At 55.6% G+C, this 22,779-nt stretch carries 19 protein-coding genes; 13 read left to right on the forward strand and 6 right to left on the reverse strand.

Going from position 1 to position 22,779, the window contains the following annotated elements; genetic code table 11:
* Positions 1-82 precede the first annotated feature (82 nt).
* On the forward strand, positions 83-1,375 hold the full coding sequence (serS, locus tag SB719_RS09655; RefSeq protein ID WP_293005059.1) for a serine--tRNA ligase: 1,293 nt from the start codon (positions 83-85) through the stop codon (positions 1,373-1,375).
* 175 nt (positions 1,376-1,550) lie between these two features.
* Here serS and SB719_RS09660 read toward each other — a convergent pair whose 3' ends face one another.
* Positions 1,551-1,679: a hypothetical protein gene (locus SB719_RS09660; RefSeq protein WP_292972300.1), complete on the reverse strand. Its 129-nt coding sequence runs from the start codon at positions 1,677-1,679 to the stop codon at positions 1,551-1,553.
* Positions 1,680-1,692: 13 nt separating this feature from the next.
* Here SB719_RS09660 and SB719_RS09665 point away from each other — a divergent pair, with 13 nt between their 5' ends.
* Positions 1,693-2,844 carry an MFS transporter gene (locus tag SB719_RS09665; RefSeq protein ID WP_292972297.1) on the forward strand — a complete coding sequence of 384 codons (1,152 nt, stop codon included), beginning with the start codon at positions 1,693-1,695 and terminating at the stop codon, positions 2,842-2,844.
* Between the two features lie 42 nt (positions 2,845-2,886).
* Here SB719_RS09665 and pflA read toward each other — a convergent pair whose 3' ends face one another.
* From pflA to ycaO, 4 genes are all read right to left on the reverse strand, one after another.
* Entirely contained in the window at positions 2,887-3,627 is a 741-nt protein-coding gene (pflA, locus tag SB719_RS09670; protein WP_304233570.1) for a pyruvate formate lyase 1-activating protein, read from the reverse strand.
* A 146-nt stretch (positions 3,628-3,773) separates the two neighbouring features.
* The gene (gene pflB, locus SB719_RS09675; protein WP_065649703.1) at positions 3,774-6,056 is read right to left on the reverse strand and encodes a formate C-acetyltransferase; all 2,283 of its coding nucleotides are present in this window, start codon (positions 6,054-6,056) and stop codon (positions 3,774-3,776) included.
* A gap of 61 nt (positions 6,057-6,117) precedes the next feature.
* Complete coding sequence (gene focA, locus SB719_RS09680; protein ID WP_065649702.1) at positions 6,118-6,978, reverse strand: formate transporter FocA; 861 nt, start codon at positions 6,976-6,978, stop codon at positions 6,118-6,120.
* 257 nt (positions 6,979-7,235) lie between these two features.
* A complete protein-coding gene (gene ycaO / locus SB719_RS09685; RefSeq protein ID WP_304233566.1) occupies positions 7,236-8,999 on the reverse strand; it encodes a 30S ribosomal protein S12 methylthiotransferase accessory factor YcaO in 1,764 nt (587 codons plus the stop codon).
* A 312-nt stretch (positions 9,000-9,311) separates the two neighbouring features.
* Here ycaO and serC point away from each other — a divergent pair, with 312 nt between their 5' ends.
* From serC to kdsB, 10 genes are all read left to right on the forward strand, one after another.
* Positions 9,312-10,397, forward strand: a complete 1,086-nt coding sequence (gene serC / locus SB719_RS09690; RefSeq protein WP_065649700.1) for a 3-phosphoserine/phosphohydroxythreonine transaminase — start codon at positions 9,312-9,314, stop codon at positions 10,395-10,397.
* A 79-nt stretch (positions 10,398-10,476) separates the two neighbouring features.
* Positions 10,477-11,763, forward strand: coding sequence for a 3-phosphoshikimate 1-carboxyvinyltransferase (gene aroA / locus SB719_RS09695; protein ID WP_065649699.1), 1,287 nt, complete (start codon positions 10,477-10,479; stop codon positions 11,761-11,763).
* A gap of 197 nt (positions 11,764-11,960) precedes the next feature.
* Complete coding sequence (gene cmk, locus SB719_RS09700; RefSeq protein ID WP_065649698.1) at positions 11,961-12,641, forward strand: (d)CMP kinase; 681 nt, start codon at positions 11,961-11,963, stop codon at positions 12,639-12,641.
* A gap of 121 nt (positions 12,642-12,762) precedes the next feature.
* Complete coding sequence (gene rpsA / locus SB719_RS09705; protein WP_052246478.1) at positions 12,763-14,436, forward strand: 30S ribosomal protein S1; 1,674 nt, start codon at positions 12,763-12,765, stop codon at positions 14,434-14,436.
* Positions 14,437-14,524: 88 nt separating this feature from the next.
* Complete coding sequence (gene ihfB / locus SB719_RS09710; RefSeq protein ID WP_010618275.1) at positions 14,525-14,809, forward strand: integration host factor subunit beta; 285 nt, start codon at positions 14,525-14,527, stop codon at positions 14,807-14,809.
* A gap of 202 nt (positions 14,810-15,011) precedes the next feature.
* Complete coding sequence (locus tag SB719_RS09715) at positions 15,012-17,270, forward strand: DNA internalization-related competence protein ComEC/Rec2 (RefSeq protein WP_412159174.1); 2,259 nt, start codon at positions 15,012-15,014, stop codon at positions 17,268-17,270.
* 34 nt (positions 17,271-17,304) lie between these two features.
* Positions 17,305-19,053 (forward strand): lipid A ABC transporter ATP-binding protein/permease MsbA, encoded by a 1,749-nt coding sequence (msbA, locus tag SB719_RS09720; RefSeq protein ID WP_065649696.1) that lies wholly within the window; start codon positions 17,305-17,307, stop codon positions 19,051-19,053.
* Positions 19,050-20,033: a tetraacyldisaccharide 4'-kinase gene (lpxK, locus tag SB719_RS09725; RefSeq protein WP_304233554.1), complete on the forward strand. Its 984-nt coding sequence runs from the start codon at positions 19,050-19,052 to the stop codon at positions 20,031-20,033. Before msbA ends, lpxK begins: the two co-directional genes overlap by 4 nt.
* Positions 20,034-20,095: 62 nt before the next feature.
* On the forward strand, positions 20,096-20,278 hold the full coding sequence (locus SB719_RS09730) for a Trm112 family protein (protein ID WP_039383570.1): 183 nt from the start codon (positions 20,096-20,098) through the stop codon (positions 20,276-20,278).
* A complete protein-coding gene (gene kdsB / locus SB719_RS09735; protein WP_304233550.1) occupies positions 20,275-21,024 on the forward strand; it encodes a 3-deoxy-manno-octulosonate cytidylyltransferase in 750 nt (249 codons plus the stop codon). Before SB719_RS09730 ends, kdsB begins: the two co-directional genes overlap by 4 nt.
* 63 nt (positions 21,025-21,087) lie before the next feature.
* Here kdsB and elyC read toward each other — a convergent pair whose 3' ends face one another.
* Positions 21,088-21,873, reverse strand: coding sequence for an envelope biogenesis factor ElyC (elyC, locus tag SB719_RS09740; RefSeq protein ID WP_304233548.1), 786 nt, complete (start codon positions 21,871-21,873; stop codon positions 21,088-21,090).
* Between the two features lie 124 nt (positions 21,874-21,997).
* Here elyC and cmoM point away from each other — a divergent pair, with 124 nt between their 5' ends.
* Positions 21,998-22,768 (forward strand): tRNA uridine 5-oxyacetic acid(34) methyltransferase CmoM, encoded by a 771-nt coding sequence (gene cmoM / locus SB719_RS09745; RefSeq protein WP_292972261.1) that lies wholly within the window; start codon positions 21,998-22,000, stop codon positions 22,766-22,768.
* Positions 22,769-22,779 lie beyond the last annotated feature (11 nt).

Raw genomic sequence — 22,779 nt, forward strand, 5'->3', positions numbered from 1 at the left:
AAGGTGAGCAAGGAATTCATTGCATTCCAGTGGGATGCAACCCCTCTTTTTTTCAATTAACCTTTTATTACACAGGATAAGCATGCTCGATCCCAATCTGCTGCGTAACGAGCCAGACGCAGTCGCAGAAAAACTGGCACGCCGGGGATTTAAACTGGATGTGGATACGCTGCGCTCCTTAGAAGAGCGTCGTAAAGTACTGCAGGTAGAGACAGAAAATCTGCAGGCTGAGCGTAATGCCCGATCCAAATCCATCGGTCAGGCAAAAGCCCGTGGGGAAGATATCGAGCCGCTGCGTCAGGAAGTGAATACGCTGGGTGAACGTCTGGATGCGGCTAAAGCTGAACTGGATGTGCTGCAAAATGCGATCCGCGATTTTGCGCTGGCGCTGCCAAACCTCCCGGCTGATGACGTTCCTCTGGGTAAAGATGACAGTGAGAACCTGGAAATCAGTCGCTGGGGGGAACCGCGCCAGTTTGACTTCCCGGTTAAAGATCACGTGGAGCTGGGTGAATCGGTCAGGGGGCTGGATTTTGCCGCCGCCGTTAAACTGACCGGTTCCCGCTTTATCGTAATGCAGGGGCAGATTGCCCGCCTGCATCGCGCCCTGAGTCAGTTTATGATCGATCTGCACACGCAGGAGCACGGCTACCTGGAAACCTATGTGCCGTATCTGGTTAACCACGATACGCTGTATGGCACCGGGCAGCTGCCAAAATTTGGCGAAGACCTGTTTCACACCAAACCGCTGGGTGAAGAGGCGGGCAGCAGTAACTATGCGCTGATCCCTACCGCTGAAGTGCCGCTGACTAATCTGGTGCGTGATGAAATCGTCGAAGAAGAGAGTCTGCCAATCAGACTGACGGCGCATACGCCATGTTTCCGCTCTGAGGCAGGTTCGTACGGGCGCGATACGCGCGGGCTGATCCGTATGCACCAGTTCGACAAAGTTGAGATGGTGCAGATCGTTGCGCCGGAAACCTCTATGGATGCACTTGAAGCGCTGACCGGACATGCGGAGAAAGTGCTGCAACTGCTTAATCTTCCCTACCGTAAAGTGCTGCTCTGCACCGGTGATATGGGCTTTGGCGCAGTGAAAACCTACGATCTCGAAGTCTGGCTGCCGGCGCAGGATACCTACCGTGAAATCTCCTCCTGCTCCAACATGTGGGATTTCCAGGCGCGTCGTATGCAGGCACGCTGCCGCAGCAAAAGTGATAAAAAGCCGCGCCTGCTGCATACGCTGAACGGATCGGGGCTGGCGGTAGGTCGTACGCTGGTTGCAGTACTGGAAAACTATCAGCAGGCCGATGGCCGGATTGCCGTCCCGGACGTGCTGCGTCCTTATATGGGCGGTCTGGAGTATATTGGCTGATCGTACCCTGATTAAAGAACCCGGCGCTGGCCGGGTTTTTTTATGGGCAATATCGTTCGCAGCAATGCCTTTTCCCTGCAAAGTTATCACAAATAAACGTTATCGAAGAACGCCGGCAGTTAAGCGCTAAAAATCTGTAAATTCATAGTGATAGATTTTAATCCGGCTTTGTTTATTATGCTTCTAACCGCCTGAAGATAAAAAAAATAAATTGTTCAGCAGCAAATTGTGCGGTGCCTTTTTTCTCTTCGTTGACTTTCCGTTTTCCAGTGGCAAACTGCGCGCAATTCTCGCTTCTTTCCATTGGTTTTATCCTTATGCTTACCTGGTCGCGCCCCGTCCTGCTGCTGCTCTGCGGCTTAATGCTGATGACGGTTTCTATCGCTGTGCTTAATACGCTGGTGCCGCTCTGGCTTGCTCATGAGCAGCTGCCTACCTGGCAGGTAGGCATGGCGAGTTCCGCCTATTACACCGGCAATCTGGCGGGCACGCTGCTGGCTGGCTGGCTGATTGCGCGCTACGGTTTTAATCGTTGCTTTTATTTTGCCAGCGTGCTGTTTGCTCTGGCGACGATGGGAATGGTGCTGCTGGAAGGGTTCTCCAGCTGGACGCTGCTGCGCTTCAGCGCTGGCGTAGGCTGTGCGCTGATCTGGGTGGTAGTGGAAAGCGCGCTGCTCTGCAGCGGTACGGTGCGTAACCGCGGTCAGCTGCTGGCTGCCTATATGATTGTCTATTATCTTGGTACGGTGGCCGGGCAGCTGCTGGTCAGCAGCGTCTCCACTGAACTGCTGCACGTTATCCCCTGGGTGACGGCGCTGATTGTCTGCGCGATACTGCCACTGCTTTTTGTACAGGTGAGTATGGTAGCGGAGAGCGAAGAGGCCTCCACCACCCGCATCTGGAGCATGCTGCGCCGCCGCAGTTCACGCCTCGGGATCAACGGCTGCATTATTTCCGGCATTGTACTGGGATCACTCTATGGTCTGATGCCGCTCTATCTGTCGCATCGCGGTATGAGCGATGCTTCAGTAGGCTACTGGATGGCGCTGCTGGTGAGTTCCGGTATTATCGGACAGTGGCCTGTCGGGCGTCTGGCCGATCGCTTTGGCCGTCTGATGGTCCTGCGCGTGCAGGTGTTTGTTGTGATCCTCGGCGCCATGGCGATGCTGGGTGATACGGCAATGGCGCCGGCGCTGTTTGTGCTGGGGCTGGCAGGCTTTACGCTCTACCCGGTTGCTATGTCATGGGCCTGTGAGACCGTTGCACACCACGAACTGGTGGCGATGAATCAGGCGCTGCTGTTCAGTTATACCGTAGGCAGCCTGGTGGGACCGGCAATGACCTCAATGCTGATGCAGCATTACTCTGACCAGCTGCTGTTTGTAATGATCGCTGCGGTGGCGCTGGTCTATCTGGTAATGCTGCTGCGCAAAGCCGATCATCATGCGACGCCGGTGGCGCACGCCTGACAGGTTCAAACATCAGAGAGAGCATGCCGCTCTCTCTGGTTTTTAATACATGACGTTGTGGCCGTAGCCCGCCAGAATTCCTTTGATGCGCTCCATCGTCTCTTTTGCTGGCGGCCTGACGCCCTCCAGCTGATACGTTTCCCCCATAGCCTGCCATTTATGCTTGCCCAGCTCGTGATAGGGAAGCAGCTCTATTTTTTCCACATTCTGCATCTCCGCAGTAAACCGGCCGAGCCGGTGCGCGGAGTCATCGTCATCTGAATAGCCCGGCACCACCACATAGCGGATCCAGGTGCGTTTATTGATTTTCTGCAGATAGCGGGCAAAATCGAGCGTGCGATGATTAGAAACGCCGGCCAGAATTTCATGGATCTCATCATTAATCTGTTTCAGATCCAGCATCACCAGGTCGGTTACCTCCAGCAGCTCATCGATTACCGGCTCATAGCGCCGCACAAAACCGTTGGTATCGAGGCAGGTGTGAATGCCCGCCTGTTTACAGGCGCGGAACCAGTCACGCACAAACTCCGCCTGCAGGATCGCCTCGCCGCCGGAGGCAGTTACCCCTCCGCCGGACGCCGTTATAAAATGACGGTAGGCAAGCACATCCTGCATCAGCTCATCAACCGTCACCGTTTTGCCGCCGTGGGTATCCCAGGTGTCGCGGTTATGGCAGTAGAGACAGCGCATCAGGCAGCCCTGGAAAAATGTGATGAAACGAATGCCGGGACCGTCAACGGTTCCGCAGGATTCAATAGAGTGAATACGACCGACAGCAGACATAGCGATGGTTCTCCGGATTAGCCTGTTTCAGGCAACGCAATCTTTGTTGCGCTCAGCAGGGAAGTCAGTTTTGCCAGCGTGCCCGCGTCAGCACGCTGCCAAAACGGACTCTGAAACAGGGCCCCCTCAGGGAGCCCTGTTTATCATCAGAGTGAGGCAGTAAAGGTGCGGGTGATCACATCCTGCTGCTGCTCACGGGTCAGCGAATTGAAGCGCACTGCATAACCCGAAACGCGTATGGTGAGCTGCGGATAATTTTCCGGATGCGCCATCGCGTCCAGCAGCATATCGCGATTCATGACGTTGACATTCAGATGCTGGCCGCCTTCCAGGTCCGCTTCATGATGGAAATAACCATCCATCAGGCCCGCAAGGTTTGATTTCCGCACCTCATCATCTTTGCCGAGCGCATTGGGCACGATGGAGAAGGTGTAGGAGATGCCATCTTTTGCATAGGCAAACGGCAATTTAGCCACTGAGGTCAGCGAGGCTACGGCCCCTTTCTGATCGCGTCCGTGCATCGGATTGGCACCCGGGCCGAACGGCGCACCGGCGCGGCGACCATCCGGAGTATTACCGGTCTTTTTGCCATATACCACGTTTGAGGTAATGGTCAGCACGGACTGGGTTGGCACGGCGTTGCGATAGGTCCGGAGCTGCTGAATCTTTTTCATAAAGCGTTCAACCAGATCGCAGGCCAGATCGTCGACGCGCGGGTCATTATTACCGAACTGCGGATAATCGCCCTCAATGTCAAAGTCGGTGGCCAGCCCGTCAGCATCACGTATGGGTTTCACCCGGGCATACTTGATGGCAGAGAGAGAGTCCGCTGCCACTGAGAGCCCGGCAATCCCGCATGCCATGGTGCGATAAACGTCGCGATCGTGCAGCGCCATCAGCGCAGCTTCATAGCTATATTTATCGTGCATATAGTGGATGATGTTCAGCGCGGTGACATACTGCTGCGCCAGCCAGTCCATAAAGTGATCCATGCGTGCCATGACTGTCTCAAAGTCGAGCACTTCATCGGTAATAGGCGCCTCTTTTGGCCCGACCTGCATTTTGAGTTTTTCATCCATCCCGCCATTGATGGCGTACAGCAGCGTTTTGGCCAGGTTGGCACGCGCGCCGAAGAACTGCATCTGTTTGCCGACAATCATCGGACTGACGCAGCAGGCGATAGCGTAGTCGTCATTATCAAAGTCAGGACGCATCAGGTCATCATTTTCATACTGCAGTGACGAGGTATCGATGGAGACTTTAGCCGCATATTTTTTAAAGTTGAGCGGCAGCTTTTCGGACCAGAGAATGGTCATGTTAGGCTCAGGGGAGGGGCCCATGGTATAGAGCGTATTCAGGAAGCGGAACGTGGTTTTTGTCACCAGCGTGCGTCCGTCGACGCCCATTCCGGCGAGTGATTCCGTCGCCCAGATAGGATCGCCTGAGAACAGCTCGTCATATTCCGGCGTGCGCAGGAAACGCACCATGCGCAGTTTCATGACCAGATGGTCAATCAGCTCCTGCGCCTGCTCTTCAGTGAGCCTGCCAGCCTGCATATCGCGTTCAATATAAATATCCAGGAAAGTAGATACGCGACCAAATGACATTGCGGCGCCGTTTTGCGATTTTACGGCCGCCAGATAACCAAAATAGGTCCACTGTACCGCTTCCTGCGCGGTGGTGGCCGGCAGAGAGATATCACAGCCATATTTTGCCGCCATCGCTTTGATCTGGCCCAGCGCACGGTGCTGTTCAGCGATCTCTTCGCGCAGGCGAATGGTGGCTTCCAGATCCACGCCGTTTTCCATATCGTGCTGCAGCGACGTGAACTGTGCGACTTTGTCCTGCATCAGATAGTCAATGCCGTAGAGCGCAACGCGACGGTAATCACCAATAATACGACCACGGCCGTAGGCGTCAGGCAGCCCGGTCAGTACGCCTGATTTACGGCAGCGCAGAATATCCGGCGTATAGACGTCAAATACGCCCTGGTTATGGGTTTTACGATAATCCGTAAAGATTTTTTTTAGCGCCGGATCGAGCTCGCGTCCATAGACTTTACAGGAGCCTTCCACCATTTTGATGCCGCCAAACGGAATAATGGCGCGTTTCAGTGGCGCGTCAGTCTGCAGACCAACGATAGTTTCCAGAGATTTGTCGATATAGCCTGCATCATGCGAGGTAATGGTGGAGGCCAGATCGGTATCAAAATCTACCGGCGCATGCGTACGGTTCTCGATTTTGATCCCTTCCAGTACGCGGTTCCACAGTGCCGTTGTCGCGGGGGTGGCACCGGCGAGAAACGATTCGTCGCCTTCATACGGCGTATAGTTATTCTGGATAAAGTCGCGTACGTTAACGCAGCTTTGCCACTCCCCGGCCTTGAATCCTTCCCAGGCTGTTGCCATTTTTTCATTCAGTTCGGACATGATATACCTGCCTTGTTTAAGGAGACTCTCTTGCCGGACGCATTGCTGCCCCCGGACACAATTACGCTGCCGGCGCAGAACCGCGCAGATAGATAACCCAGTAAGTCAATCCAACCAGTACACCGCCGCCGATAATATTGCCGAGCGTGACCGGGATCAGATTGTTGAAAATGAAATCGCTGAAATTGAGTGCCGGAAATTGAGCGGCAGTGGTACCGGTCAGCTGCCAGAACTCCGGTGCGGCAAAATCGCGGATCAGGATGGCCATCGGGATCAGAAACATATTGGCGATGCTGTGTTCAAAGCCGCTGGCAACAAACATCGCCACCGGCAGAATCATGGCAATCATCTTGTCAGTCAGGCTGCGTCCGGAATAGCTCATCCAGACGGCCAGACAGACCAGCAGATTAGCCAGCGTGCCTAGTGCTACGGCCTCTGCAAAGCTGTGATGCATCTTGTGATCGGCGGTTTGCAGCAGATTAAGTCCCCACGCACCCCCAGCCACCATATGCTCACCGGCCAGCCAGATCAGCATGACGAAAAAGAGCGCGCCGCACAGGTTGCCGACGTAGACATTCAGCCAGTGGCGGGCCAGCTGCAGCCAGCTGATACGCCCGCTGGCTTTGGCCACGACAATAAGAACAGTTGAGGTAAAGAGATCGGCACCGCATACCACCACCAGCATCAGACCCAGCGAAAAGCAGATGCCCCCTATGAGTCTGGCCACGCCCCACGGCAGCAGTGTGCTGCCAGTGGTCGCGGTGATATAGAACACAAAGGCGATCGAGATAAAGACGCCGGCGGTAATGGCAAGGAAAAAGGTCGTAAGGGGATGTTTAGTTGCTTTATAGACGCCCGCCTCTTCAGCAACTTTAGCCATTGCCGCAGGCAATAAAGCATTAAAGGGGTTGTCAGCTTTCACGCTTACGCTCTCCGTAACAGGTCTGAGGAGATGCTAACAAAGCCGGTAAGCAGCGGACTTGATATGGATCATCTTTAGTCAGGAGAAGAAAGAGGGAATAGCATTAAATTCATTCAAGTTATTGAATTTAAATAAATAAAATAATTTTAAAATATGCAGATTTATTTTAATGGCAGGTGTAACGCGGTAAAAAAACAGGTACAGCCGTCTGGCCATACCTGTTTCACTGGCGTCAGTAAACAACGCCCACGCAGTGCTTACACCGCGGACCAGTAGCGGCGTTTTGCTGCCTGCAGTTTTTCATACGCCGCCAGCAGCGCCTGATGAGCAGGTAGCGCATGCAGATCTTCATCGATGGCCTGCAGACCATAAAATGGCGCTTCACCGCTAAGGGCAGCAGACGCGGCGTCAACCGCCGCCTGACCATACATCCGGACAAACGCACGATGATACTGCACCGGTTCGCGCTCATCTTCCATAGCCAGCAGCAGCAGCGTCTGCAGACAGCGATAATAATTAGCACGCTCTGCGCTGAAAATTGACTGGTTGAACTCCATGGTCCACTCCGTCCAGATCAGCGCCTGATCGAGATCGCCTCCCGCCAGCGCCAGCATCGCTTTCAGCTCGCCGATACGCAGTGTATACCAGCCATTATCTTTGCCGGTTGCAAGACCCAGCAGCTCACGCACGCGGGTGAAGTCATCATGGCCCTCTTCATCCAGCTGTTCAATGAGCGCCAGATAGGCCTCAGGCTGCCACTCGCTGGCCGGCAGTGCCAGCAGCGTTTCACGCAGTGAAGCGCCCATATTGTTATTAGCCAGCAGCAGATCTTCCGCCGGATAGATGTCGGACATACCCGGTACGATAATGCGGCAGGCATACACGCCCAGATGTTCATAATCTGCGATATAAACTTCTTTATCTTCTGCAGCAAAGATGGCCATCAGCGTAGCGAACTCTTCCTGGGTCGTGCCGGCAAAGCTCCAGTCCACAAACGGATAGTCTGCTTCATCTTTAAACATATCCCAGGAGATCAGACCGCTGGAATCGATAAAGTGTGTCTCCAGGTTTGCATGCTCAGCCACTTCTTCATCGTCAAAGGTCGGCGGCGTAAAGACATCCAGATCTTTAAGACCCCGGCCCTGCAGAAGTTCAGTAACGGTGCGTTCCAGCGCCACGCCAAAGTCAGGATGGGCACCAAATGAGGCAAAGCAGGTACCATTGGCCGGGTTGAACAGCACTACGCAGATAACCGGATAGTTGCCGCCCAGGGAGGCGTCGTAAGCGAAGATAGGAAAGCCTTCCGCTTCCAGTCGCCCGATAGCTTCAATTACATCGGGATAACGCTGCATCACCTCAGCCGGAATTTCAGGCAGGCTGATGGATTCAGCGATAATACGGTTTTTAATATGACGCTCAAAAACCTCAGACAGCCCCTGTACGCGTGCTTCATTCGCGGTATTGCCTGCGGACATGCCGTTAGAGACATAAAGGTTGCCGATAATATTCATCGGGATATACACAGTCTGCTGATCGGACTGACGCGTGAACGGCAGGCCACAAATGCCGCGCGCGGTATTGCCGGACTGCAGATCGATTAAATCCGCCGCGCTCAGGCTGGCGTCTGGATCGTAAAACTGATGCAGGCGTGCATCAAGAATGCCTTCAGGCAGGCTTTCGTCATCCGGCAGTGCAAACCACTTCTCATTCGGATAGTGAACAAAATCGCCGTTCGCGATGGTTTTACCCAGCCAGAAATCCGCAAAAAAGTAGTTGGTTGAGAGGCGTTCAAAATATTCACCCAGCGCTGAAGCCAGTGCCGCTTTTTTACTGGCACCCTTGCCGTTGGTAAAGCAGAGCGGGCAATCGCGATCGCGAATATGTACGGACCAGACGTGCGGAACCGGATTCAGCCATGAAGCCTCTTCAATATTAAAACCCAGATCCTGCAGTTTTTGCTGGAAGCGGGCGATGGAGTCTTCCAGCGCGGCATCTTTTCCTGGAATAAACGTTTGCGTCATAGTGGCGCTCTCTCAAGTCGATAAGGTGGGCGTAAAGCGCGCAATAATACGGGTTTTACCGCAGTGGCGCTATCATCCCCGGCATTTTCTCCCGGCGTAACGCCGACAGAGCCAACAGCCGGCCACGGCCGGGCAGGCCTGGTGCAGCCCGCCTCACAATATCCCGCAGTGCGTTACATTTGTAATATAAGCTGCGGCCAGGTGTGCCTCAGAAATGTGATCGCGGCCGGATAAATGATTGCAGCCGCCCGGAGGCAATGATAAAACCGGAGAGAGATTCATAACCGTTCAAGCAGAGAGTGGTGAGGGGACATGACGCAGGTTTACAATTTTAGCTCCGGCCCGGCAATGCTGCCGGTGGAAGTACTTCGTCGCGCAGAGCAGGAGCTGACCAACTGGCATGGTTTAGGCACGTCAGTGATGGAGATTAGCCACCGCAGTAAAGAGTTTATGGCCGTGGCAGAAGCGGCGGAACAGGATTTTCGCGATCTGCTTAAAATCCCGGCCAATTACAAAGTTTTATTCTGTCATGGTGGTGCCCGTGCGCAGTTCGCGGCGATCCCGGGGAACCTGCTGGGTGAGGCGACAACGGCTGATTACATCGATGGCGGTTACTGGGCACACAGTGCAATTAAAGAAGCAGAAAAATATTGCACGCCAAACGCGATTGATATCAAAACCACGCTGGACGGCAAGCGCGCGCTGCTGCCTATGCGCGACTGGCAGCTAAGCGACAATGCCGCTTATGTGCATTTCTGTCCTAATGAAACCATTGATGGTCTGGCGATTGATGAAGAGCCCGATTTCGGCAATAAAACCGTGGTGGCCGATCTATCTTCTACCATTCTCTCCCGGCCTATCGATGTCAGCCGCTATGGTCTGATTTATGCCGGTGCGCAGAAAAATATTGGCCCGGCGGGGCTGACGCTGGTTGTAGTACGTGAGGATCTGCTGGGCAAAGCCCAGCGCTACGTACCTTCTATTCTTGACTACAGCGTGCTGGCAGAAAACGACTCAATGTTTAATACGCCGCCTACTTTCGCCTGGTATCTTTCTGGTCTGGTCTTCAAATGGCTGAAAGAGAAAGGCGGCATCAGTGAGATGGATAAGCTGAATCAGGCAAAAGCTGAACTGCTCTATGGCACCATTGATAACAGCAGTTTTTATCGTAATGAGGTTGCCAGCGCAAACCGCTCACGTATGAATGTTCCGTTCCAGCTGGCAGATGACTCACTGGATAAGTTATTCCTGGAAGAGTCGCTGAAGGCAGGTTTGCATGCGCTGAAGGGCCACCGTGTTGTGGGCGGTATGCGTGCATCTATCTACAACGCCATGCCGCTGGAAGGCGTTAAAGCGCTGACCGAATTTATGACAGAGTTCGAGCGTCGTCACGGCTGATCTGTGTTTCACGCCAGCTTGTCTGGTATCAGACCCCGTCAACAGACGGGGTTTCGTATTTTTGGAGATTTCGTTTCACATGCAGGACTCCCTGACTCTTCAACCGATTGCCCGCATCGACGGCACGGTCAACCTGCCGGGTTCAAAAAGCGTTTCAAACCGTGCACTGCTGCTGGCCGCGCTGGCTAACGGCACGACGCGCCTGACTAACCTGCTTGACAGCGATGATGTAAAACATATGCTCACTGCGCTGCAGGCGCTGGGCGTTAGCTACACGCTTTCCGCTGACCGCACCGTATGCGAAGTTACAGGCAACGGTGGCGCCCTTCATGCGGAGCAGCCGCTGGAACTGTTTCTTGGTAATGCGGGCACCGCAATGCGCCCGCTGGCTGCTGCACTCTGCCTGGGCGACCACGCCGTGGTGTTAACCGGTGAGCCGCGCATGAAAGAGCGTCCTATCGGTCACCTGGTCGATGCGCTGCGTCAGGGTGGGGCCAGTATTGATTATCTGGAACAGCGTGATTATCCGCCGCTGCGCCTGAACGGTGGTTTCACCGGCGGTGACGTCAGCGTTGATGGCAGCGTATCCAGCCAGTTTCTGACTGCGCTGCTGATGACTGCGCCGCTGGCGCAGCAGGATACCTGTATCACGATCGCAGGCGATCTGGTTTCTAAACCTTATATTGATATCACGCTGCATCTGATGCGCTGCTTTGGCGTAGAAGTTGAAAACCAGCATTATCAGCGGTTTATTGTTAAAGGTCAGCAGCAGTATCAGTCACCGGGCGAATACCTGGTGGAAGGGGACGCCTCTTCAGCTTCCTATTTCCTCGCTGCAGCGGCCATTCGCGGCGGCACCGTACGGGTTACCGGCATTGGCCGTAATAGCGTGCAGGGCGATATCCGCTTTGCTGACGTACTGGAAAAAATGGGCGCGGTGATCGAGTGGGGGGATAACTACATCGCCTGTACACGCGGTGAACTGAACGCCATCGACATGGACATGAACCATATCCCGGACGCAGCGATGACTATCGCAACGACGGCGCTGTTTGCACAGGGCACTACGCTGATGCGTAATATTTACAACTGGCGCGTGAAAGAAACCGATCGTCTGGCGGCCATGGCAACTGAACTACGTAAAGTGGGCGCAGAAGTCGAAGAGGGCCACGATTTTATCCGGATTACGCCACCTGCGCAGCTGCAGCACGCAGATATCGGCACCTATAACGATCACCGTATGGCGATGTGCTTTTCTCTGGTTGCACTGTCCGATACGCCGGTAACGATCCTCGATCCAGGCTGTACAGCCAAAACCTTCCCGGACTATTTCCGGCAGCTGGCAAAAGTCAGCCACGCTTCCTGATAGCCCGATCCGGCGTATGTGCGCCGGATCGCTTTGCACTCCACTGGTCTTTCTGCACAGAAAATCATCTGAAAAAGCGCAAACTGTCACCGTTGTCGACGTGCAGGGGTAACTAACCGGCTGCAGGCAGCGTATACTACTGCGCAATTCAGACAGTCCCTGGACTGTTAATAAGCAGGCTGTAACAGGAGAGAACAATGACGGTAATCGCCCCGGTAATTACTATCGATGGCCCAAGCGGCGCAGGGAAAGGGACGTTATGCAAAGCGATGGCAGAGTCATTGCGGTGGCATCTGCTCGACTCTGGCGCGATCTACCGCGTGCTGGCGCTCGCCGCGCTGCATCACCAGGTGGATATTGAATCGGAAGAGGCGCTGGTGCCGATGGCCGCCCATCTTGACGTTCGTTTTCTTTCGGCTGACGGCGAAATGCAGGTGGTGCTGGAAGGTGAGGATGTGACCAGCGAGATCCGCACGCAGGAGGTAAGCAATACCGCTTCACGTGTTGCAGCCTTCCCGCGCGTGCGCGAAGCGCTGCTGCGTCGCCAGCGCGCTTTTCGTGAAGAGCCTGGCCTGATTGCCGACGGGCGCGATATGGGCACGGTGGTTTTTCCCGATGCGCCAGTGAAGATTTTCCTTGATGCCAGCCCGGAAGAACGCGCTCAGCGACGTATGCTGCAGTTGCAGAAAAGCGGCATTGATGTTAACTTTGAGCGCCTTTTATCCGAGATAAAGGAACGCGACGACCGCGATCGTAATCGCGCTATCGCCCCTTTGGTGCCTGCCGCTGATGCTCTGGTGCTGGATTCAACCAGCATGTCGATTGAGCAGGTGATTGAGCAGGCACTTGATTACGCCCGGCAAAAACTGGGTGTATAATCTTTCGGTGACAGAATTGCTGTAACCCTGTACCACGGAACCGGTGCCGGGCATGTGAAACAACCCCATCCGACAGTGACGTCAGGTGGACGTTAAATTGAAGAATCCTAAGATTATCAATATGACTGAATCTTTTGCTCAACTCTTTGAAGAGTCCCTGAAAGAAATCGAAACCCGTCCGGGTTCCATTGTTCGTGGCGTTGTTGTCTCTATCGACAAAGACGTCGTGCTGGTTGATGCGGGTCTGAAATCTGAATCTGCAATTCCTGCAGAGCAGTTCAAGAACGCAGCTGGCGAACTGGAAATCCAGGTGGGCGACGAAGTTGACGTTGCTCTGGACGCAGTAGAAGACGGCTTCGGTGAAACCCTGCTGTCCCGTGAGAAAGCTAAACGTCATGAAGCTTGGATCACGCTGGAAAAAGCTTACGAAGACGCTGAAACTGTTACCGGTGTTATCAACGGCAAAGTTAAAGGTGGCTTCACAGTTGAGCTGAACGGTATTCGTGCGTTCCTGCCAGGTTCACTGGTTGACGTGCGTCCGGTTCGCGATACTCTGCATCTGGAAGGCAAAGAGCTTGAATTCAAAGTAATCAAGCTTGATCAGAAACGTAACAACGTCGTGGTTTCACGTCGTGCTGTTATCGAATCTGAAAACAGCGCTGAGCGCGATCAGCTGCTGGAAAACCTGCAGGAAGGCATGGAAGTCAAAGGTATCGTTAAGAACCTCACTGACTACGGCGCATTCGTTGACCTGGGTGGCGTTGACGGCCTGCTGCACATCACTGACATGGCATGGAAACGCGTTAAGCATCCAAGCGAAATTGTCAACGTGGGCGACGAAATCACTGTTAAAGTGCTGAAGTTCGACCGCGAGCGTACCCGCGTATCTCTGGGCCTGAAACAGCTGGGCGAAGATCCATGGGTTGCTATCGCTAAGCGCTATCCGGAAGGCACTCGCCTGACCGGTCGTGTAACCAACCTGACTGATTACGGCTGCTTCGTAGAAATCGAAGAAGGCGTTGAAGGTCTGGTACACGTTTCTGAAATGGACTGGACCAACAAGAACATTCACCCATCTAAAGTTGTTAACGTGGGCGATGTTGTTGAAGTTATGGTTCTGGACATCGACGAAGAGCGTCGTCGTATCTCCCTGGGTCTGAAGCAGTGCAAATCTAACCCATGGCAGCAGTTCGCAGAGACCCACAACAAAGGCGATCGCGTTGAAGGTAAAATCAAGTCAATCACTGACTTCGGTATCTTCATCGGCCTGGACGGTGGCATCGACGGTCTGGTTCACCTGTCTGACATCTCCTGGAACGCTACCGGCGAAGAAGCCGTACGCGAGTACAAGAAAGGCGACGAAATCGCTGCCGTTGTACTGCAGGTTGATGCAGAGCGCGAGCGCATCTCTCTGGGCGTGAAGCAGTTGGCTGAAGATCCATTCAACAACTACATCACCCTGAACAAGAAAGGCGCTATCGTGACCGGTAAAGTCACTGCAGTTGACGCGAAAGGTGCTACAGTAGAATTAGCTGATGGCGTAGAGGGTTACCTGCGCGCTTCTGAAGCTTCACTGGATCGCATCGAAGACGCGACTCAGGTTCTGAGCGTAGGCGACGACGTTGAAGCTAAATTCACCGGCGTTGACCGTAAGAACCGCGTTGTGAGCCTGTCTGTACGTGCTAAAGACCAGGCTGATGAGAAAGAAGCTATCAACACTGTTAACACCAAACAGGATGAAAGCAACTTCTCTAACGCAATGGCTGAAGCGTTCAAAGCGGCTAAAGGCGAGTAATCGACCCGAAGCACCGGACGATAGTATTATCGTCCGGTTTCGGTAAAAGCTGTCATACCTTTCCAAACAGGGATTAACCGGAGGATTCATGACCAAGTCAGAACTGATTGAAAGACTTGCTGGCCAGCATACTCATATTCCGGCGAAAGTCGTTGAGGATGCGGTCAAAGAGATGCTTGAGCACATGGCCACTACGCTGGCACAGGGTGAGCGCATCGAAATCCGGGGATTCGGCAGCTTTTCTTTGCACTACCGCGCACCGCGCACTGGTCGTAACCCGAAAACGGGTGACAAAGTGGAACTGGAAGGTAAATACGTTCCCCACTTCAAACCAGGCAAAGAACTGCGTGACCGTGCAAATATCTACGGCTAAGCCGTTACCGAACCATAAAGCGACACCTCCGGGTGTCGTTTTTTTTTGCCGCTTCTCTGCGGTTTGCGAGCGCGATCCCGGCGCGCTGTAATTTATATCAACGTATCCGAAAAAGTGCCGATGCGCTGACGCAAATTCATTTCTTGCTACCTCCTCTCTTTTCCTGACTGCCGCACTATAGTGCTGTCTGACGGAGAGAAATATGCCTATTACATGGACCACCGGCGCAGGGATCGCCATTCTTGCCACGCTGCCTCTGCTGCTGTTGCCGCAGATCCCATCCGGCACCACGCTGGTCATACTGGCTGTTGTCGCTCTTCTTTTGCTGCATCTGCCACATAAAACTGCTGCGCTGGCAGGTTTGTCTCTGCTGGTGGCGTGCTGGGCACAGGGTGAAGCACGCAGTCTGCTGAATGCAATGGAGCAGCTCACACTGCGGCCGGTTGACGCCACGGTGACTATTAATGCAGCTGACCCACAGCAAAATCAGCTGCTGGTCAGGCTTATCCGCGTTGACGGACGGCTGCAGTTTCCGCCGCTGTTTGTACAGATCAGCAATGTGAGTAAAGCAGAAAACTGGTGCGTGGGGCAGCGCTGGCACATGCGGCTGCGGCTGCGGGCAGTACATGGTCGCCTGAATGAAGGAGGATACGATCTGCAGCGCGTTCGGGTTGCAAATCATATGCCGCTGCAGGGGCGTATTATGCATCAGCAGCAGATTTCAGAACGCTGCAGCCTGCGGGCCACACGGGTGGCTCGCTATCAGGCTGCGTTTGGTGAGCTAAAGCAGCCGGCAATTCTGCAGGCGCTGGCGTTTGGCGATCGATCGCAGATGCAGGCGCCGCTGCGCCAGCTTCTGCGTGAGACCGGCACCGCGCACCTGATGGCCATTTCCGGCATGCATATTGCGCTGGCAGCCAGTATTGGCTGGCTGCTGGCACGCGCCGTCCAGTTTCCGTTACCTGCCCGCCATATCAGCTGGCGGTTTCCGCTGATTGTCAGCTGGCTGACCGCTGCTCTCTACTGCTGGATTGCCGGCAGTCATGTGCCCGCGCAGCGTGCGATGCTGGCGCTGACGCTCTGGAGCGCTATACGTGCAGCGGGCTGGCAGCTTAGCGCGTGGCAAATCTGGCTGCTATGCGCAGGGGCACTGCTTGTATTCGATCCGCTGGCAGTTCTGTCGGAAAGCTTCTGGCTCTCAGTGCTGGCAGTGGCGATGCTGATTATCTGGTTCAGCTGGTTTGCGCTGCCAAATCCTTATCGGACGCAGCGCCGCTGGCTGCCGCTGCAGCTACTGCACCTGCAGCTCGGTATGATGGTTCTGATGGCACCGCTGCAGATTTTTCTGTTTCAGGGCATCAGCCTGACTGCGCTGCTGGCTAATCTGCTGGCCGTGCCGGTTATCTCATTTATTACGGTGCCGCTGCTATTGCTGGCGCTGCTTGTGCCACTGCAACAGGCGGCACAGCCACTGTGGTGGTTAGCCGATCGCTCGGTGGACTATCTGGTACTGAGCCTTCAGTGGCTGCCCGCCGGCTGGCTGAGCCTGCATCAGACGCTGCCTGCTGTCGTAGTGATCTGGGGAGGATTACTGCTGTGGCGCAGCGGGCTGATTGCCCGCACGTCGGCCCGCTTCGCCAGCCTGTTACTGGCGCTGCTGCTGGGACGTACCGATGCAGAGCAGAGCGAGTGGCAAGTCGATTTTCTCGACATAGGTTATGGTCTGGCGGTCGCGATTACGCAGGGAAAGGAGGTGGTACTCTATGATACCGGGCCGGCGTGGCAGCAGGGCGATGCGGGGGAGCGCACGATTTTACCCTGGCTGAACTACACCGGGCGCACGCTGCAGGGCGTCATAATGAGCCACCGGCATCTCGACCACCGTGGCGGGCTGAACGCGCTGCTACGCGCCCGGCCTGGGCTGACAATCCGCAGCGCGCTTGGGGAGCCCGGGCATCTGCCGTGCGTGCGCGGCCAGCAGTGGCAGTGGGGGCGCCTGCGTTTTACCGCCTTGTGGCCACCAGCCCTGCCGGTAGCCGGGCACAATAATGATTCGTGCGTGGTGCGGGTGGATGATGGCCGCGTAAGCCTGCTGCTGACTGGCGATCTGGAGCAGGCGGGAGAGCGCAAACTGGCGGCACTGGAAAAGCGTCAGCTGCAGGCTACACTGCTTCAGGTGCCGCACCACGGCAGCCGGACCTCCTCTACGTCCCTGTTTCTGCGACATATAGCGGGCGAAGCGGCGGTGGCTTCAGTGGCGCGCTACAACGCCTGGCGTATGCCGGCTCAGTCGGTGGTAAAGCGTTACCGGGAGCAGGGCTATCTCTGGGCAGATACTGCACGCTCTGGGCAAATCCGTATTCGTGTCAGCCAGGGTCGCTGGCAGATGCAGGGGCTGCGCGAGCAAATAAAGCCACGCTGGTATCATCAGTGGTTTGGCGTCAAAGATGATTCCAGGTAGAATGAGCGGCTATTTCAAACAGCGTGAATAAATAATGCATCAAGACAAAGATCTCTCAACCTGGCAGACATTCCGCCGGCTCTGGCCAATGATTGCGCCGCATAAAGCTGGCCTTATCGTCTCCGCCGTGGCACTGGTGCTTAATGCGGCAGGCGACACCCTAATGCTCTCCCTGTTGAAACCTTTACTGGATGATGGTTTCGGTAAAGCGGACAAATCTGTTCTGTTGTGGATGCCACTGGCTGTTATGGGCCTGATGCTGATACGTGGCGTCACCAGCTATATCTCCAGCTACTGCATCTCCTGGGTCTCCGGTAATGTAGTGATGAATATGCGTCGCCGTCTGTTCGGGCACATGATGGGAATGCCGGTGGCATTCTTTGATCAGCAGTCCACCGGCACGCTATTGTCGCGTATCACCTATGACTCAGAACAGGTGGCTTCCTCCTCATCCAGTGCCCTGGTAACCGTGGTGCGCGAAGGCGCCTCGATCATCGGCCTGTTTATCATGATGTTCTACTACAGCTGGCAGCTCTCACTGATTTTGATCCTGCTGGCACCGCTGGTCTCGTTCGCTATCCGCACCGTTTCAAAGCGCTTTCGCAACATCAGCCGAAACATGCAGAACACCATGGGCCAGGTCACTACCAGCGCAGAACAGATGCTGAAAGGGCATAAAGAAGTGCTGATTTTTGGCGGTCAGGAAGTGGAAGCGGAACGTTTCTCTCAGGTCAGCAACAAAATGCGTCAGCAGGGAATGAAGCTGGTATCTGCCTCCTCCATCTCCGATCCGGTGATCCAGCTTATCGCCTCCCTGGCGCTGGCATTTGTGCTCTATGCCGCCAGTTTTCCCAGCGTGATGGAAACGCTGACCGCCGGGACCATTACCGTGGTTTTCTCTTCGATGATTGCCCTGATGCGGCCGCTGAAATCGCTGACGAACGTCAACGCTCAGTTCCAGCGCGGTATGGCAGCCTGCCAGACGCTGTTCTCCATCCTCGACAGTGAGCAGGAAGTGGATAACGGCACGCGCACGATTGAGCGGGCTAAAGGCGACGTTGAGTTCCGCAACGTGACCTTTACCTACCCGGGGCGTGAGATCCCGGCGCTGCGTGATATCAACCTGACGCTGCCAGCGGGTAAAACGGTCGCACTGGTGGGCCGTTCCGGCTCGGGTAAATCCACCATGGCCAGCCTGCTGACGCGCTTTTATGATATCGATTCCGGCGAAATTCTGCTGGATGGGCACGATCTGCGCGAATACACCCTGCGCTCGCTGCGTAATCAGGTGGCGCTGGTATCGCAGAATGTGCATCTGTTTAATGACACCATCGCGAACAACATTGCTTATGCGCGCAACGGTGACTATAGCCGGGCACAGATTGAACAGGCCGCCACCATGGCGCATGCCATGGACTTCATTAACAAAATGGATAAAGGCCTGGATACGGTGATTGGTGAAAACGGCGTGCTGCTTTCAGGCGGTCAGCGCCAGCGTATTGCGATTGCGCGCGCGCTGCTGCGTGACTGCCCGATTCTGATTCTGGATGAGGCGACATCTGCGCTGGATACGGAGTCAGAACGCGCCATTCAGTCGGCGCTGGATGAGCTGCAGAAAAACCGGACCTCGCTGGTAATTGCACACCGCCTCTCTACGATTGAAAAAGCGGATGAGATCGTTGTGGTCGAAGATGGCCGTATTGTTGAACGCGGTACGCACGAACTGCTGCTGGCAGAGAAAGGGGCTTATGCGCAGCTGCATAAGTTACAGTTCGGTCAATGATTGAACGCATCTGGAGCGGGCGCTCGCCGCTGTGGCTGCTTTTATGGCCATTCAGTCTGCTGTATGGTGCCATCACCTGGCTGATTCGCCTGAGCTATCAGCGTGGCTGGCAAAAAAGCTGGCGGGCACCGCGTCCGGTGATTGTGGTAGGCAACCTGACGGCAGGGGGCAACGGCAAAACGCCGGTAGTGATCTGGCTGGTGGAAGCGCTGCAGGCGCGCGGTCTGCGTCCGGGTGTGGTGTCACGCGGTTACGGCGGTAAAGCGGCACACTATCCGCTGCTGGTAACAGAGAAAACCTCAACGGCAGAAGCAGGGGATGAACCCGTACTGATTGCGCAGCGCACCGGCGTACCGGTGGCCGTAGCGCCCCGGCGCCGTCAGGCCATTGAAGCGCTGCTGACGGCGCATTCGCTGGATATCATCATTACAGATGATGGTCTGCAGCACTATGCGCTGCAGCGCGATCGCGAAATTGTGGTGGTGGATGGTATGCGCCGCTTTGGCAACGGCTGGTGGTTACCCGCCGGACCCATGCGTGAGCGGGCGCACCGGCTGCAGCAGGTGGATGCGGTGATCGTTAATGGCGGCCACGCAACCGGGACGGAAATTGCCATGACGCTGCAGCCGGGGCTGGCGGTGAATCTGTTATCAGGCGAAACCGCTGCGCTGAGTGCATTGCCAGAGATCGTGGCGATGGCCGGCATCGGTCATCCACCGCGCTTTTTCGCCACGCTGCAGCAGCAGGGCGTTAAAACAGTGGCGGAGATCGCGTTTGCCGATCATCACGCTTACAGCGAGCCAGAGCTTGCCGGCCTGACGCTGAGCGGACAGTGTCTGCTGATGACCGAGAAAGATGCGGTGAAGTGCCGTGGATTTGCGCGCGACAACTGGTGGTATCTGCCGGTAGAGGCGCAGCTTTCCGGCGCGGCGCTGGCACCGCTGCTTGACGATATCACCCGGCTGGGCCGCGGCGCGTAATAGTGTCTGGCAACCGCTATGGTATGCTGGCTATCTGACCCCGATCCTGAAAGGAGAAAAATATGGATCACCGTTTACTTGAGATTGTGGCCTGTCCGGTGTGTAACGGAAAGCTCTACTTCAATAAGGCGCAGCAGGAACTTATCTGCAAACCTGACGGACTGGCATTCCCGGTCCGGGATGGCATTCCGGTGCTGCTGGAAACCGAAGCGCGGACGCTGACGGCTGAAGAGATCCATCCATGAGTTTTGTTGCCATTATTCCGGCGCGCTACGCCTCAACGCGTCTGCCGGGTAAACCGCTGGTCGATATTCATGGTAAGCCCATGGTCGTGCACGTTATGGAGCGCGCACGGGAGTCAGGAGCCGATCGCGTGATTGTCGCGACCGATCATCCTGAAGTAGCTGCGGCAGTGACTGCGGCCGGCGGGGAGGTCTGTATGACGCGGGCCGATCATCAGTCCGGTACCGAGCGGCTGGCGGAGGTCATTGAAGCCTGCAACTTTGACGATGACACTATCATTGTTAACGTACAGGGTGATGAACCGATGATCCCGGCCGGGATCGTACGTCAGGTGGCAGAGAACCTCGCTGCGGCAGAGGCCGGTATGGCTACGCTGGCGGTGCCGATCGCTGATGCCGATGAGGCGTTTAACCCGAACGCGGTTAAAGTAGTGACCGACCAGCAGGGCTATGCGCTCTATTTCTCGCGTGCCACCATTCCCTGGGATCGCGAGCGGTATGCGCAGTCGCGTGAGCATGCAGGGGATACGCTGCTGCGTCATATTGGCATTTATGCCTATCGCGCCGGCTTTATTCGCCGTTACGTTGCCTGGCAGCCCTGTGCGCTGGAGCAGATTGAACTACTGGAGCAGCTGCGCGTGCTCTGGTATGGCGAAAAAATCCATGTGGCCGTTGCCACAACGGTTCCGAGCGTGGGCGTGGATACACCAGACGATCTGGCGCGCGTCCGCGCGGCGATGCAGCGCTAATCTCACTATCAGGCCAGCAGGCGCAACGCCGCTGGCTCTGTCTGATACTTTCTCTTTCAGAAATCAGGGTGCAGCGTCGTCACGGCTGCCCGACTGACCGCGCAGGTGCTGCCAGATCTGTCCCAGCGTCTCATAGATGGCCCGTTCACTGTGGCTCAGCCAGAGTGGCGAGGGCAGCGCGCGCTCCCAGCTGTTAAGCGGCGAGACGATCGCCATCTGATTGGCCGGCGCCGGAATCGGTGCCAGCCCGGCGTGGTGGAAAAAAGCCATCGCGCGCGGCAGATGATTTGCAGAGGTGACCAGCAGAAATGCGCTGCTGCCCGTAATGTGTTTCACTGCCTGCGCCTCTTCGGCGGTATCTTTCGGCGAATCAAGCGTAATGATGGCGTTACGCGGCACGCCGAGACTTATCGCGACATCGGCAGCAACCGCTGCGTTGCTGCGCGGATTCCGGCCCGCCGCTGCACCGGTAAAGATCATCTTTGCCTGCGGATTACGTCGCCACTGCCTCACGCCCTCGGTCACGCGCGGCAGGCTGTTGCCTATCAGGTTAGAGCCTGGTGCCCAGTCAGGGTTCCAGGTATAGCCGCCGCCCAGCACCACAATCCAGGCCACCGGCGCCATGCCGTTCCACGTCGGGTAGCGGTTTTCCAGCGGCAGCAGCAAACGATCGGCCACCGGCTGCAGGCTCAGCAACAGCAGCAGCAGCCAGCTGACAGAGAGTAAAACTTTGGCGCTTTTCTGCCAGCGCGTAAGCCAGAGCAGTAAAAGTCCGGCACCCATGAGCAGTAACAGCAGCGGCAAAGGCAGAAGCAAACCGCCGATGATTTTTTTTAAGGCAAATAACATCCTTTTTTACTCCTTTTGTCTGAAAAAACAGCAGCCAGACAGTTACTGCAGCGTGAAAGGTTCATTCCTGGTGAGCCTGTGACAAAATAGCACAAGTTAACTGCCGCAAACCGGAGCGCACACCATGCAGGATCGTAATTTCGACGATCTGGCGGATAAATTCTCGCAAAACATTTACGGTACCCGCAAAGGGCTGGTGCGCCAGGCCATCCTGTGGGATGAGCTGGAGGCGCTGCTGCCGTCGCTGCCTGCCGGGCCGCTGTCAGTACTGGATGCCGGCGGCGGCGTGGGGCAAATCTCCAGCGGACTCGCTGCACGCGGGCATCAGGTTATGCTGTGCGATCTCTCCGCTGAGATGCTGAAACTGGCTGCGGCACATGCGCAGGAAGCCGGCGTCAGTCACAACATGCAGTTTCGGCAAATCAGCGCCCAGCAGGTGGGCGAGCATTTGGATACGCCAGTCGATCTGGTATTGTTTCACGCGGTGCTGGAGTGGGTCGCCGATCCGCAGGCCGTGCTGCAGGCGCTGTGGCAGACACTGAAGCCGGGCGGCGTACTTTCACTGATGTTTTATAACGCGCACGGGCTGACGTTCCGCACGCTTACGCTGGGCAATTTCGGCTACCTGCGCGCCAACATGACCAAACGCAAAAAGCGTACCCTGTCGCCCGATTTCCCGCGCGAGCCGCAGGATGTTTATCAGTGGCTGACACAGTGCGGTTTTGTGATTGAACAGCGCACCGGTATTCGTGTGTTCAGTGACTACATGAAGCCGCAGCCCGGTGCAGGTAAGAGCGTGGAAGAGATTATTGAAATGGAGCGGCGCTACTGTCGTCAGGAGCCCTTTTTAAGCTTAGGGCGTTATATCCATGTGACGGCGCGCAAACCCAGGTAAAAGGATCAACT

Source organism: Pantoea sp. SIMBA_079 (assembly GCF_046940275.1).
GTDB lineage: Bacteria > Pseudomonadota > Gammaproteobacteria > Enterobacterales > Enterobacteriaceae > Pantoea > Pantoea borealis.